Annotated in this window: 13 protein-coding genes and 3 pseudogenes; 10 read left to right on the top strand and 6 right to left on the bottom strand. The window is 30.3% G+C overall.

Annotated elements, in window-relative coordinates:
* Positions 1–33: 33 nt before the first annotated feature.
* Positions 34–564, bottom strand: coding sequence for a nitroreductase family protein (locus VIM70_RS15185; protein ID WP_331946617.1), 531 nt, complete (start codon positions 562–564; stop codon positions 34–36).
* Positions 565–814: 250 nt separating this feature from the next.
* Between VIM70_RS15185 and VIM70_RS15180 the strand changes: the two genes are divergently transcribed.
* The 5 genes and pseudogenes from VIM70_RS15180 (at position 815) to VIM70_RS15165 (ending at position 5,564) form a co-directional block, all read left to right on the top strand.
* A complete protein-coding gene (locus tag VIM70_RS15180) occupies positions 815–2,206 on the top strand; it encodes an aldehyde dehydrogenase (RefSeq protein ID WP_331946616.1) in 1,392 nt (463 codons plus the stop codon).
* Between the two features lie 216 nt (positions 2,207–2,422).
* Positions 2,423–2,701: a hypothetical protein gene (locus tag VIM70_RS15175; protein WP_331946615.1), complete on the top strand. Its 279-nt coding sequence runs from the start codon at positions 2,423–2,425 to the stop codon at positions 2,699–2,701.
* An 89-nt stretch (positions 2,702–2,790) separates the two neighbouring features.
* Positions 2,791–2,997: pseudogene (locus VIM70_RS23450) on the top strand (response regulator); the annotation flags it as partial.
* Positions 2,998–3,009: 12 nt separating this feature from the next.
* Positions 3,010–3,351 (top strand): HTH domain-containing protein, encoded by a 342-nt coding sequence (locus VIM70_RS15170; protein WP_331946614.1) that lies wholly within the window; start codon positions 3,010–3,012, stop codon positions 3,349–3,351.
* A gap of 257 nt (positions 3,352–3,608) precedes the next feature.
* On the top strand, positions 3,609–5,564 hold the full coding sequence (locus VIM70_RS15165) for a sensor histidine kinase (RefSeq protein WP_331946613.1): 1,956 nt from the start codon (positions 3,609–3,611) through the stop codon (positions 5,562–5,564).
* Positions 5,565–5,676: 112 nt separating this feature from the next.
* On the opposite strand, the gene VIM70_RS15160 is transcribed toward VIM70_RS15165, so the two are convergent.
* Complete coding sequence (locus tag VIM70_RS15160; RefSeq protein WP_333783850.1) at positions 5,677–6,579, bottom strand: RNA ligase family protein; 903 nt, start codon at positions 6,577–6,579, stop codon at positions 5,677–5,679.
* Positions 6,580–6,611: 32 nt separating this feature from the next.
* A complete protein-coding gene (locus VIM70_RS15155; RefSeq protein ID WP_331946611.1) occupies positions 6,612–7,424 on the bottom strand; it encodes a Ku protein in 813 nt (270 codons plus the stop codon).
* Positions 7,425–7,669: 245 nt separating this feature from the next.
* On the opposite strand from VIM70_RS15155, the pseudogene VIM70_RS15150 reads away from it, so the two are divergent.
* Positions 7,670–8,237 (top strand): annotated as a pseudogene (locus VIM70_RS15150) (ADP-ribosylglycohydrolase family protein).
* A gap of 247 nt (positions 8,238–8,484) precedes the next feature.
* On the opposite strand, the pseudogene VIM70_RS15145 reads toward VIM70_RS15150, so the two are convergent.
* From VIM70_RS15145 to VIM70_RS15135, 3 genes and pseudogenes are all read right to left on the bottom strand, one after another.
* A pseudogene (locus VIM70_RS15145) lies at positions 8,485–9,123 on the bottom strand (aldo/keto reductase); the annotation flags it as partial.
* A gap of 155 nt (positions 9,124–9,278) precedes the next feature.
* Positions 9,279–9,419: a zinc ribbon-containing protein gene (locus tag VIM70_RS15140; RefSeq protein ID WP_331946610.1), complete on the bottom strand. Its 141-nt coding sequence runs from the start codon at positions 9,417–9,419 to the stop codon at positions 9,279–9,281.
* A gap of 151 nt (positions 9,420–9,570) precedes the next feature.
* Positions 9,571–9,861 carry a hypothetical protein gene (locus VIM70_RS15135; protein ID WP_331946609.1) on the bottom strand — a complete coding sequence of 97 codons (291 nt, stop codon included), beginning with the start codon at positions 9,859–9,861 and terminating at the stop codon, positions 9,571–9,573.
* Between the two features lie 314 nt (positions 9,862–10,175).
* On the opposite strand from VIM70_RS15135, the gene VIM70_RS15130 reads away from it, so the two are divergent.
* From VIM70_RS15130 to VIM70_RS15115, 4 genes are all read left to right on the top strand, one after another.
* Complete coding sequence (locus VIM70_RS15130; RefSeq protein ID WP_331946608.1) at positions 10,176–11,459, top strand: IS110 family transposase; 1,284 nt, start codon at positions 10,176–10,178, stop codon at positions 11,457–11,459.
* A gap of 700 nt (positions 11,460–12,159) precedes the next feature.
* Complete coding sequence (locus tag VIM70_RS15125) at positions 12,160–12,561, top strand: YtxH domain-containing protein (protein ID WP_331946607.1); 402 nt, start codon at positions 12,160–12,162, stop codon at positions 12,559–12,561.
* A 37-nt stretch (positions 12,562–12,598) separates the two neighbouring features.
* Positions 12,599–12,934, top strand: a complete 336-nt coding sequence (locus VIM70_RS15120) for a hypothetical protein (RefSeq protein ID WP_331946606.1) — start codon at positions 12,599–12,601, stop codon at positions 12,932–12,934.
* Positions 12,935–13,123: 189 nt separating this feature from the next.
* Positions 13,124–14,890: a M3 family oligoendopeptidase gene (locus VIM70_RS15115; RefSeq protein ID WP_331946605.1), complete on the top strand. Its 1,767-nt coding sequence runs from the start codon at positions 13,124–13,126 to the stop codon at positions 14,888–14,890.
* The last annotated feature ends 20 nt before the right edge of the window (positions 14,891–14,910 follow it).

Here is a 14,910-nt window from a genome sequence, read left to right as displayed (position 1 = left end):
GTCTTAAATAAAATAGACAAGCCACTTTAATTATTACTTAATCATATTAATATTAATAGTGTGTTTTGATTTTTTTGCTTTATCTAGAGCTTCAACTGGATAACCTATTGCAATTCCGGAAAGAGGTGTAAATCCTTCAGGTAAACCGAGTTCTTTTAATAGATCCTTATCAGCAGAAAATGATGATATGAATGCCCATAGATAAACACTACCTAAACTCATATCAGTAGCTGCAAGAGTCATATTCTCGATAATGCAAGCAGCGTTTGCTACCCCAACAGTAGGAACCTCCTCGTTTACTTTACTAGAAACAATTATTAATGTAGGGGCACCATAAAATGGTTTCATTTCTGGATTACCAAATGTATTTGTAGTAACTTTTGTGATTTTGTTTAGTAAATCAGAATTTTGAATTACTGTTATGTGGACTGAATCATATGCACCCATTCCCACTGGTGCAGCGCAACCAGCATTGAGAATGACTGTTAGGGATTCATCACTAATTTGCTCAGCTTTATAACTTCGAGTAGATTTACGCATTTCTATTGTTTTTATCATTTCCATAGTTAAAATCTCCTTTTAATATATCATTTTTTCTAAATCATAAACTGTTTTTAAAAAGATGCTACTTACATTATATACTTTATATGTTCGGTATAATAACTTTACCCTTAAATATAGTGTTTAATACAATTAATGATGTGAGAATGAGTTAAAAGAAATTGGGAATTTATAATAATATGCTGTATAATTTATACAGATACTAGATTGTTAATTTGAAGCATTAATTTAATAATCGGATGGAGGTTTTAATGTGGACATAATTGACCAAACAACAGCCCAAAGTGCACTTAATGAACATAAAAAATTTTTTAATACAGGTGAAACAAGAAGCATAGATTATAGAATATCTGCACTTAAGAGACTAAAAAATATTATAAAAAAATATGAAAAAGAGATAATAAATGCCTTGTACAGGGATTTAGGTAAAAGTGAATTTGAAGCTTACGGTACTGAAATTGGTTTTGTATTGGATAGCATAGGTAATTTTATAAAGCATTCAAAGAGTTGGGCTAAAACTAAAAAAGTGAGAACTCCATTGCATCAATTTCCATCTAAGGGTTATATAATGTATGAACCCTATGGAACAGCGCTTATTATAGGACCTTTTAATTATCCATTTCAGCTTTTAATTGAACCACTGATAGGTGCTATAGCTGCTGGAAATTGTGCTATTTTAAAACCATCTGAAAGTACACCTACTGTTTCGGGGTTAGTAAAAAAAATTATTGAAGAAACTTTTGAAGAAAAATATATACGAGTTATTGAAGGAGAAAAAGAGACTACTTCAATCCTTATAAATTTACCTTTTGATTACATCTTCTTTACTGGTAGTGTACCAGTTGGGAGAATAGTAATGAAAGCTGCTGCTGAAAATCTTGTACCTGTAACACTTGAACTTGGTGGAAAAAGTCCAGTTATTGTAGATAAAACCGCTAATTTAGAATTAACAGCTAAAAGAATATTATGGGGCAAGCTCTTAAATGCAGGGCAAACCTGTATAGCTCCTGATTATATACTTGTTCATAAATACATAAAAGAAAATTTCATAGAAAAATTAAAAAACACAGTTGTAAATTTTTATGGTGAAGATGCTTCTAAGAGTATTGATTATGGAAGAATCGTTAATAGCAGGCAATTTGAAAGATTGGATGCAATAATTCAGAAGGATAAGAACAAAATTATCTTTGGTGGAGATTCAAATGCAGGTACTTTGTATATTGAACCAACAATCATTGATAAAGTTAATTGGCAGGATGCAGTTATGCAAGATGAGATATTCGGGCCTATTATGCCAATACTTGAATATGAAGATTTAGAAGAAGTTATTGAAATGATAAATGATAGACCAAAGCCTTTATCACTATATGTTTTCACAGAAGATAAAAATGTTGAAGTAGCAGTTTTAAGTAGAATTTCATTTGGAGGAGGCTGCGTAAATGATACTATATCTCATGTTGCAAGTTCCAATATGCCTTTTGGTGGAGTCGGAAATTCTGGAATGGGTGCGTATCATGGAAGAGATAGTTTTGAAACCTTCTCGCATAGAAAAAGTATACTAAAGAAAAGTACCTCTATAGATATAAAACTTATTTTTCCTCCTTATGGGAATAGAGCTAAACTTATAAGAAAAATATTAAAATAAAAAATCATGTCGACGTTGCTTACCAATTAATAATAGTCTTGAGACACACCTCGTTTGGAGGTGTTTTTTTTGTTGATTTATTAGTAATATTTAAGGTTTACTTACTCTCTTCTCAGCAATTTCTCAGAAAAATATGATATAAAGAGAAGAGATTTAAGTGATATCATCTAAAAAAAGATGTGTTTATAAAAAAAACAATAATTAGGGAGGTTTCATATGAAAATTAAAGGAATAATATTATCACTAATAATAGGTTCTACATTATTAGTAGGATGTGGTACTAAAGTATCAGATGATAAAGCTAAAGCAGATGCAATATCTAAAATAAAAACAGAATCGATAACAAAAGCTAAAGCAGAAGCAATATCTAAAGCAAATGAGATAGCTAAAGCTAAAGAAGATGCTAATGCTAAAGCAGAAGCAATATCTAAGGCAAATGCAGTAACAAAACCAGCAAAAGCAGATACAGCAACATCAGCTTCAAAAAAGAATTAAGGAAACAAGAACATAATTGTTGAAATAATAAAAATAAAGGGATTTATGTTGTATGATAGTGTAAATTCTATTGAAAGGCAAAAGAACTAATACTAAGTGCAAAACCTGACCTAGTATTATTAGATGTATTTTTTCCACAAGGTAACGGTATACAGTTATTAAAGTGGATACGTATAGAAAATATAAAATGTGATGCTATATTAATAACGGCAGATAGGAAAACAGAAACTGTTGAAGAAGCATTTCGCTATGGTGCAATAGATTATTTAGTAAAACCGTTCATATTTAGTAGGTTTAGGGAAGCACTTATGCAATTTAAAAGCAGAAAGATTAGTTTTGAAAATATTGTGAATATGAAACAAGAAATTATCGATAAATACATTATAAAAGATAATAAATACGTGTTAGAATCACATGAGAATATTGGTGGAATTAAAGGATTTAATAAATACACCTATGAAAAAGTTTTAGTGGGTATATCTGAAATGAAGGATAATCCTTTTACATCAGAGCAGATTGCAAAAAAAATTGAAGTTTCCAGAATAACTGTTAGAAGATATTTGGATTATTTAGAGAAAGATAAAAAGCTTGTGATTGAAATGGAATATGGCAATGTGGGTAGGCCTAAAAATAAATATAGGATAAAGTGAGAAAATTATAGAGCTGCGGGAGACTGAGCTTTATTTTTGTTTAATTGAGAATAAAAGATTCATCTTGAAATTATTAAAAGTATTATGTTAATTACAAACCAATTAATGTAAATAGATGTCGAATAAAGGATGATAAAAACCATATAAATATAATGTAAAATATGGTAATATGTAAAAAGAGCGCATTGCATTATTTTATAATGTGTTATTTGAAAATTAAATTTATGATGACTGTGTTTAAAAATGGGGGCAATATAATGGGGATAAAAGAACCGTGTTTGTATTCATGCGATAGCATTATAATTGATGTTAATAATGAATTTATTGATTTTATAGGTTTTACAAGGGATGAATTAACAGGTAAATCACTTATAGAAATAGGGGCAATTATAAGAATTAATACACAAATACTTCTTGAAAATATTAGCTCTAAGTATTCAGGATATGTATTTACTAAGTCGCTTTCCGCAAGAGAAGTGAACATATCATATTTTTGTGATAAAGAAGCAAATAAGAAAATATATACTTTTGTTGAGAAACCAGGTTCAAGAATTGATGATAAGATGATTTTTATGGAACAAACATTGTCTGATAACATAGTGGGCATATCTATTTACAGCATACCTGATCTAATAATGATTAAAGTAAATCAAAAGTATCTTGATTTTCATGATTCTCCTTATAATGAGGAACAAACGAGTATTGGTCTATCTATTAAGGAAATTGTAACTGGATATGTAGGAACGGAATCTGAAGTTATTACTAATAAGGTTATTGAAATAAGAAAGTCCAGCTATCGTAAAGAAATAAAGTTCGATAGATTTGGCAGGGGTATAACTTATTGGGACTCTAATCGAACACCTATATTTGAAAATGGAATAATGAAATACATAATGTTTACTACATCTGAGTCTACTGAAAATGTTTTGAAAAATCAAAGTATTGAAAGGCAAAATAGGATAATTGAAGAGCAGAAGGAACAGTTAGAGCAACAGAAAGAGAATTTAAAAGATAGAAATATACAGCTTAGTAGCATACTTTCAAATCTAGCTGAGGGAGTAATGGTTACAGATAATAAAGGTAAATATATAATGATGAATCCAGAAGCAAAGAGGTTAGTCTATCAATCGAACAAAATAATGGATTTAGGAGATACATCTAAAAATACGCATTATTTCGATATGGAAAATAATGAAATAAAATTTGATGACCTTCCTGGACTCAGAGCTTTAAGAGGTGAAATAGCAAAAGATATCAAACTACATGTAATTAATCCTCAAGCGGATTATTTCATGAATAACAGTGCATCTCCAATTTATAATACTAATGGTGATTTAACTATGGTAGTAACGTGTTTTCATGATATTACTAAAACAATTAGGCAATCTAGAAAAATTGAAGAACAGAAAATAGAATTAGAGAAAACATTAAAATTACAGGAAGAATTTATTGTTAACATATCACATGAACTTAAAACACCACTAAATGTTATATTTGCAGCAGTTCAGCTATTTAGTAAGTATTGTGATAATGGTTCACTTGATGAAAAGAGAGATTCAATCATTAAATATCTTGACTCAATAAAGCAAAATTCATATAGATTATCTAAACTTATTAATAATATAGTTGATTCATCAAAAATTGAAGCAGGGTTTTTTGATATCAATTTATCAAATAATAATATAGTGGAAATTGTAGAGGGAATTGTTGAATCTATAACTAATTTCACTGAGAGTAAAGGCTTAAATATTATCTTTGATACTAATATGGAAGTGAAAATAATAGCTTGTGACCCAGAAAAAATAGAGAGAATAGTATTAAATCTTATATCAAATGCAATTAAATTTTCAAATCGCGGTGATGAAATATTTGTACAGGTTAAGGATAGAAATGAATTTGTTCAGATATCAGTTAAAGATAATGGCGTTGGTATTGAAGAAAAGTATTTGGATATGATATTTGATAGATTTAAGCAGATAGACAAATCCTTATCAAGAAATGCAGAAGGAACAGGTATTGGTTTGAGTTTAGTTAAATCGATTGTAGAATTACATGGTGGGAGTATATCTGTTGAAAGTAAGTCTGGGAAAGGTAGTAAGTTTATTGTTAAGATTCCTTCAGGAAAGGTACTTAAAGAAAATATGATATACAAAAATGAGGTCAGAAGTGGAGTTCAAAATATACGAGTGGAACTTTCAGATGTTTATTCGTAATTTTGCAGCGTTACACTTTAGAGTAGGATGAATTAGTTAGAATGCCTGAGGTTAGACAAATATAGCTTCAGGCACTTTTCATTTTTTGGTTACTTGGGTTTACTTCTTGTTGTTAATTAACTATACAATCTTTAGGAGGTTTATCATCCCTTAGACCTTTAAATACAGGTTGCCTCAAAGAGCCGTTTGCAGTTTTCATCATATATTTTACAATGCATACAAGGCTAGGTTCTATCCACACCGCATTATCGTGTCCAGTGGGTAAATCACTGAAAGGTTGTGAGCTTAATTTGGGTGCAGATTTTATTAATTGAAAGTCTTCAGTCGATAGTCCAAGCGTGACATGACCTTTGTATATCAATTCCTTCTTTAAATATTGACCAAGGACAATGCTGATGACACCACCATCTTTTAGAATATATCCACATACTACAAAGTCATCGTCCTTAAGGTATTTAATTTTTATCCAGTCCTTAGTTCGTTTGTCTAAATAATATTTACTATCTTTTCTTTTGGCAACAATGCCTTCTAATAGATTTTGCTTAGCAAGTTGATAAAATTCAACCCCACGTTCCTCTATATAGCGAGAAATTGCAATGCGCTCATTTTCATTAATAACTTTTTCCAGTAACTTTTTACGTTTCATTAAAGGCAAATCTGTGACCGAGTGATCCTCATAGTAAAGAATATCAAATGCTGTAAAACTGGCTGGCAATTTTGATGATGCAAGTTGAATTTTAAAAGTGTTTGACATCAGAGACCGCCGCTTAATTTCATAAAAATCTGGTACTCCATCTTTAATAACAATAAGCTCTCCATCAAGTATACAACGGTGTTTGACCTGTTTGTGCATAGTTGATAGCTCAGGTACCTTTACAAGCATCTTAATATTTCGCTTGTTGCGTAGCTCTGTCATGTCTTTATCCAAATAAGCGATACATCGTTCACCATCGAGTTTTAACTCATAAATATAATCAGGGCTATCAAATGCCTCTTGCGTCTCTCCGATTAACATTGGCTTAATGTTTTTACTCTCGAATAAATCCATTATGCGCCTTTTGGTATTTTTTTACGTGTTGCCTTAGGCTTTGGGGTTTCATTAGCTTTATTCTGCTCAATACTAGCTTTTAGTGCATCCATAAGATTAATTACATTATTTGGAGTTTCGGATTTAGCGGCAACAATTTCCTTGCCAGCAATTTTTGTTTCAAGCAAATCTCGTAACTTCATTTGATACTCATCTTTATATTTAGCTGGCTCAAAAGGAGTAATCATGGAGTTAATTAATGCCTTAGCCATCGTGACCTCAGCTTCTACTAAATCCGGTTTATTGTAGGTTTTAGCAAGGTCTTTAATTTCGTCTTCATAATACATTGTTGAGATTAATATTCCATCTTCTCGGGGAATTATAGCTAGTAAAGTTTCTTTTGTTCCCATTACTGTCTTACCTATCGCGATCTTTTGCTCAGACATAAGCGCTGCACGCAGAAGCTCAAAAGCTTTATCTCCACCAGCTAATGGAGCAGCTTGATATGTTTTATCATAATAAATAGGTGATATTTGATTAAGTTGGGCAAAATGCATTATCTGTATAGACTTCTCTTTTTCAGTTTTGATTTTCTCTAAATCGTCATCCGTTACAACTACATAATGATCTTTATCATATTCATAGCCTTTTATAATATCTTTTGTGGTAATTTCTTTACCACAATGACTACAAGATTTTTTGTATTTTATCCTGGAATTATCTTCTTTGTGTAATTGATTAAAATGTATGTCGTTGTCTTGCGTCGCGGTATACATGCTTATTGGTATAGCGACAAGTCCGAATGAAATAACTGTTTTATGAGCTATAGCCATGATTAACACCTCACTTTTTTAATAGTATAACCATAACGTAATTTATTTACTATTTGTTTTAATGTTAATACTCAAAAGCTTTAATATTTATGGTAATATAATATTAAATTGGTGGAATATTCTATGATAAATGAATATCCACAAATTAAATTTATGTAAAATATTGAATTTTAGAGGGTAGTATACATTGGAGAAAATAATGAAAAAAATTTTAAATTACACATTTATAGAAGGAGTGAGAATAAATGCTTGGAGCAATAGCTGGAGACATTATAGGTTCTGTTTATGAGTTAAATAACATAAAAAATAAGAACTTTGAATTATTTGAACCAAATTCAAGGTTTACAGATGATTCGGTACTTACAGTGGCGACAATGGACTCTATTATTAACGGAAAACCCTTTAATGAAAGCTATCGAGACTGGTTCAGGAAGTATCCTAATGTTGGATTTGGTGGAAGTTTTATAAAGTGGGCGATGTCTGAAGAAATGCGACCTTATAACAGCTATGGAAATGGATCTGCTATGAGAGTAAGCCCTATAGGTTTTTATTATAATTCTATTGATGAGGTTCTTATAAAAGCAGGGAAGTGTGCCACAAGCCATAATAAGTTTTCTGGAGTCAAACAGTTATGAAGATGCGTTAAGAAATGCGATATCCATAGGAGGTGATAGTGATACTATAGCATGTATTGCTGGTGGAATTGCGCAGGCATATTATAAAAAAATTCCAGAATACATTTCTCAAAGAGTTAAAGAACTGCTACCAGAAGAAATGAAAGAAGTTTTAAAAATATATTATACTAAATTATAATAAATGTATCAACAAAAATAGTTAAATTAAATTTAATTAGAACCTTGTAAAATTTAATAAAAATTCAATTGAGCACTTAACGGGAATACTTCTTAATGCACTGAAACCCTCATTTTATGGAGTTTAGTAATAGTTAAGGAGGTTGTTAAATTTAATTAAATTTAACAACCTCCTAGTTTAATATATTGAACCTGAGAGGAAATATAGTTATCTCACAGGCACTTTTCAAGGGTTATAAAGGTGATTACTACGGAAGCATATTACCAGCTGATGTGTATATTTCATACCACTCTTGCCTTGTAAGTTCAACTTCTGATGCCTTACATATATCCTTTAAACGTTGTTGGTTTGTTGTACCAACTATTGGCTGAATTTTCGCAGGATGCCTCAAAATCCAAGCAATTGCAATTGCAGTATTCGTTACACCTTTAGCGGCTGCAATTTCGTTGATTTTATTGTTAAGCTCTGGGAATTTGTCGTTATCTAAAAATACACCGTCAAAGAATCCATACTGAAGCGGTGACCAAGCCTGAATATTTATATCCTTCAAACGGCAATACTCCAGAATACTGTTATCTCGAACAACGGATGGATCATTTTTCATATTTACATTTAGTCCAGAGTCAATCATACCTGTGTTTGTTATGCTAAACTGAAGTTGATTTATAATAATTTTGTTTTTTAAGTATTTGTTAAGTAGTTCAATTTGCATTGGATTTTGATTACTTACACCAAAATATTTAACCTTGCCACTGCTGTGGAGAATTAAAAAAGCTTCTGCCACTTCTTCGGGCTCCATAAGTGTATCCGGACGATGCAAAAGTAATACATCTATGTAATCTGTCTTTAAGCGCTTCAAGCTACCTTCTACAGAAGCTAAAATATTGCTTGGTTAGGAGATATATTTTGTGATTATATCTATATAAGTATACTATTTATCTAAAGAATTATAAAATGGATTGATAATTGTGTACAATGTTAAATAATATGTGGATTGTTTATTACAAAAAGTGGATAAGTCTCATTTGAATTATATTTTTATTAAGATTTCCTAAAGTTTGTTTTTTTACATTTAGGACAAGGAGGTAAAGTATCAGTATTATTATCTAATATTACCTTTTGACCGCAAATTTTACAAACGTATTTTCCATTTCCAGGTTTTTCTCCAGTTGAGTATAACATAAATAATTCACCCCTTTTCATTGGTTTATTGCCAATGTAATTTTAACATAGTAGAATTATTTTAACAATACTATAAGACGTAGTGATTAATCAAAAACCACTTCTGGAATGAAGTGGTTTTATTTATATTTGATAACAGTTATTTGTGGTTCTAAATCTGTTGAAGTTGATGAATGAAATCGATAAAATCTGTTCTTGGTTTTTCTTCATGAATACGTTCATATGGGACATTTATTACAGACTCAGATACTTCAGCAACTTTATGAGTTATAGGACAATTCTCTAATTCAGTTAATAATTCATTAACGTGGATTTCTTTATCTTCACTATAATCACCAAAAAGCTCAAAATCATCATTCCAAGGTTCGCACCAAGGATCAACAGAATCATGATTATCTTCAAAATTGGCATCATGATTATGTTTATTTTCATACTTTGACATAATATCACTCCCTTATATTTAATCATGATATAATATGTATATTAATTGAGAATGATACTGACATCCAAAAACACAATTTTAAAAGAAAGACGGCAGGAGAGAAATAAAATAGGATTGATTTTTTATGGTGGTATAATATAACAAGAGGTGCAATTGATAATGCAAAACATAATTATAATTAAAATTTAAATTAGGAGCATTCCTGTTATGAATTAAAATGAACTTTGAAAAAAAGAGCACCTACTGATAAAATACAGGGTATAACAGTTGCAACTTTTATCCCTAATTTATAATTATCAGTGGAGGTACTCAAGATGAATTATACACAAAATGATAAGATTATGTCAATAACAGAAAGTACGTTAGTCATAGGAATTGATATTGCAAAGCAATTTCAGTATGCGAGAGCATTTGATTACAGAGGTATAGAGCTTAGTAAGGTTAAACCGTTTGAAAATACAGCTGAGGGCTTTAAAACATTTCAAGAATGGTTAAAATTAGTAGCAAAAGAAAATAAAAAAGATAACATAATTGTAGGGTTAGAACCTACAGGTCATTACTGGTTCACATTGGGAAACTTTCTAAAGGAACTAGGGATTAAACTTGTTCTTGTTAACCCATTTCACGTTAAAAGAAGCAAAGAGCTAGATGATAACTCTCAGACAAAAAATGATCTTAAAGATCCAAAAACAATCGCAAAACTTGTTATTGATGGTCGATATTCACAGCCTTACATTCCGGAAGGGATATATAGCGAGCTAAGGATAGCAATGGGTATGAGAGAAAGTCTTAACAAAAATTTAAGCATTATAAAAAATAAAGTAGATCATTGGTTAGATAAATACTTTCCTGAATTTAACGATGTTTTTGCTAATTGGGAAGGAAAGGCTGCATTAATGTCATTAACGGAGTTTTCTACACCTGAACAAGTTTTATCAACAGGTGTACAGCAAATAGTTGTGACATGGAAAAAAGAAGTTAAACGTGCCGTAGGCATTCAAAGGGCTGTACGACTTGTTGAAGCAGCTAAGATTTCTATTGGAATAAAGGAAGGTCTTAGAATGGCTAAACAAGAGTTGAAGGCTAATTTAGAGCAGTATGAACTATATTTAAAACAAAACGAACAATTAGAGATAGAAATAGAAGAATTAGCTTTTCAGGTGCCTGGGATCAAGGAGATGGTATCTATGAAAGGGGTAGGAATCATGACCGCCGCTGGATTCATTGCTGAAGTTGGTGACATAAAGAGATTTACACATCCAAGCCAAATTCAGAAACTTGCAGGTTTAAACCTAATTGAGAATAGTTCGGGTAAACATAAAGGTAAAACAAGTATTAGTAAACGAGGTAGATCGAGGCTTAGATCACTTTTGTTCCGTGTGATAATGCCATTAGTATCTAAAAATGACGAATTTAAAGTGTTACATGAATATTATACAAACAGAAAAGAAAATCCATTAAAGAAAAAACAATCATTGATTTTGTTATGCTGCAAGCTTATAAGAATATTTTTTACTATAATAACTAAGAAAGTTGAATACAATCCACAAAAACTAATGAAGGATACAGGATTTAACCTACAACTCAAAGTAGCCTAAGTTAGTTATCCACAAGTCATTTCTATTTAGCGATATTTAAAATAATCCACAGCAAGTCTACAGCTAATTTTTCAGCTAATAATTGTGGAAAACTTATAAAAGGTTCTCATTTTTAAATAGATCTTTGAAAAAAGAAACTAGGATTAGTCAGGTTTAAATTCTACCATAAGGGCATAGACCCGGTTGAGGAGCACATACTGACATCCGCCTCTTGGATAGACTGAACGAAGGAATTTAGGACATAGATCCTGTGAGACATGGAAGGGTAAGTTACCAGAGATAATGCGGACATCCATTGTAGCCATAATTTAACAAAAAAGCATAGCTCTCTTTAAGTTACATATCAATGCCCATATAAATACAATAATTCAATATATACCAAGAAGGTTTCTTTTTGAAATGATGAGATTCTAAGAATGAGTAAGATATCGAGAGTAATTTATAATATAGAGAGGAAGTAAATAATGTATAAATGAAAACTTACCTCCTAAATAACTATTGAAAATATTTTAATAGAATTTTACGAAAAAGAAAGACTTTTATATATACTATATTCTTTTTATATTATTACTTTAAATTGATATTTATTTATGGTAATTTCTACCTCTCATTATGGTTTTTTCTACATTTTTCCTTAAGTATTGACAAAAAACCATATAATGTATACAATATACATAAGGTTTCTAAGGAGGGAAAAATTATGATATTGACAAATTGGTTTAAAAAACGAAAAAAAGAAATACAGAGAAAGTCAAAAATTCAAACTGCAAAAAAAATAATTTTTGGTACTGCAGCTGGAAGTCTTGGTGGTTTACTTGGAGGACTACTTTTTTCACCGAAATCTGGTAAAGAAACTAGGAAAGATATTGTTGATTCATCAAAAGATATTACAAACAATATTATAGAAAAAACTTCAACTCTTAAGGAATCCATTGATAATAAAGTCGCTAATGCCAAAGATGGTATAACAGACGCTAAATCGAAAATTTCTGAATATTTAAATGAAAAAAAACCTTCAAAAATAGCAAATGCTGCTAATGATGAAGATTTATCTCCAATTGTGGAACAAGCTGAAATAATCGAAAAAAAAGACAAAAAATAATCAAAATTATTAAAGAATTGTGGTGCTATTAATGTATGTGGATATATTAAAATTAGGACAAGGTGTTTTGATTATTCTTGGTATAACAATACTAATTATACTCATAATCGGATTGTTAAAACTTATTAAAACTATTTCTAGTGTAAATAGAATTATTAAAAAGAATGAAGAAGACATTGATGAGATATTGTCTATATTACCAAAAACATTTAAAAATTGGTTTGATATAACCGACAATGTAAAAGATGTTACTGAAGTAGTAGTTAAGACAACTGCTAGTGCCCTTGAGTCAACAGAATCTTTTCAAAAATATTTAGTATATATTGTAGATATTCTAACTATTATAAAAAGTATATTTTCTAAAAGAAAGTAGGAGAATTCTCCTACTTTTTTTATGCCTTTTATTAAGTCTAAAAAAATATATGATAAAGCTCTACCCTTATAAAATAACCATGTTATTATAAAACAAAACTACTAAAAGTAGTATTTTATTTTACATAATGTAGTATAATACATTTAATATATAAAATTTTGTAAATAAAGTACACTAGGAGGAATTAACATGGATATGAAATGGAGTTTAAATGAGCTCTACACATCCTTTGACAGCAAAGAGTTTAAAGAAGATATGATTTCTTTTGAAAATTCCATAGAACATATAAAGAAATGGGCCTTAGAAAATTGTAATACTTCTAATAACCCTAAAGAGAAAATTGAATATTATATTAATTTCGAGAATGAGTTTAGTGATATTGTAAATAAACTATATAATTATGCTGAATTGACATTAAGCGTGGATACAAAAAATGAATTAGCTAACAAATCTTCAGAAAAGATGGCCTTTAAACTATCTGACCTTGCTAAAACCTATACTATTTTTTCTAAATGGTTAAATTCAATAGAAAATATAGAATCTCTAATTGAAAATAATTCCCTACTAAAATCACATGGCTATTATTTATTGGACTTAGTTAGAAACTCTAAATATTTACTTTCTGGAAATGAAGAAGAGCTTATGGCTAAAATGAAAAATACTGGGTCAAATGCTTGGTCTAAACTTCAAAACATACTGACATCGACTCTATTAGTCCATATTAATATAAATGGAGAAGATAAAGACCTTCCTCTATCTGTAATTAGAAGTATGGCATATGATAAAGATAAAAGTACACGTAAAAATGCTTACACCGCAGAACTTAAATCTTATGATGTTATAGCTGAATCCTCTGCTGCTGCATTAAATGGTATAAAAGGAGAAGTTATTACACTTTGTAAATCTCGTGGTTATGAATCTGTGCTCCATAATTCTCTTGAAAATTCTAGAATGGATAAAGAAACTTTAGATGTTATGCTAAGCGCCATTATGGAAAGTCTTCCTTCATTCGAAAAATACTTCAAAAAAAAAGCTGAACTATTAGGTTATTCTGGTGCTCTCCCTTTTTATGAATTATTTGCACCACTGGGAGATGTAAATATGCAATTTTCATATGAAGAAGCAAAAACGTTTATAGTTAAAAATTTTTCTACCTTTAGTAACAAGCTTGGAAGTTATGCGGATAATGCTTTTTCTAATAACTGGATTGATGCTGAGCCTCGATCTGGAAAATTAGGTGGTGCATTTTGTGCTAATTTACATAGCATTAAAGAAAGTAGAATTTTATCTAACTTCACAGGGAGTTTTAATGATGTTTCAACTCTTGCTCACGAATTAGGCCACGGATATCATGGTTTATGTTTATCTGGAGAATCTGCATTAAATAGTGATTATCCTATGCCCATTGCAGAAACTGCCTCAATTTTTTGTGAAACGATAATAAGTAATGCAGCCTTAAAAAATGCTTCAAAAGAAGAAGCCTTGGTAATACTCGAGAATGATATTTCTAGTAATGCTCAAGTCATTGTGGATATTTTAAGTCGATATTTATTTGAAACGGAGCTCTTTAAACGCCGCGGGGATAATTCACTCTCTGTAAATGAATTAAAAGAAATTATGTTAGAATCTCAAAAAAAAGCTTACGGAAAAGGTCTTGACCATAATTTGCTACATCCATACATGTGGCTCTGTAAACCACACTATTATGATGCTTCTAGTAATTTTTACAATTTTCCTTATGCTTTTGGATTATTATTTTCCAAGGGTTTATATGCCCTATATCTAAAAAAGGGAGACTCATTTGTAAGTGAATATGATGCCTTACTTACTGCTACAGGTAAAAATAATTTAGTTCAAGTGGCGAAAATGATGGATGTAGATATTCATTCTATTGATTTTTGGAGAAGTTCTCTAAATCTTATAACTTTAGATATAGAAAAATTTATTAACATGTAATAACAAAAATAAATCAGGTA

The sequence above is a fragment of the Clostridium sp. genome (assembly GCF_036569345.1).
Taxonomy (GTDB): domain Bacteria; phylum Bacillota; class Clostridia; order Clostridiales; family Clostridiaceae; genus Clostridium_AD.
The sequence above is the reverse complement of the archived record's forward strand: the minus strand, read 5'-3'. Positions and strand labels throughout refer to the sequence as shown.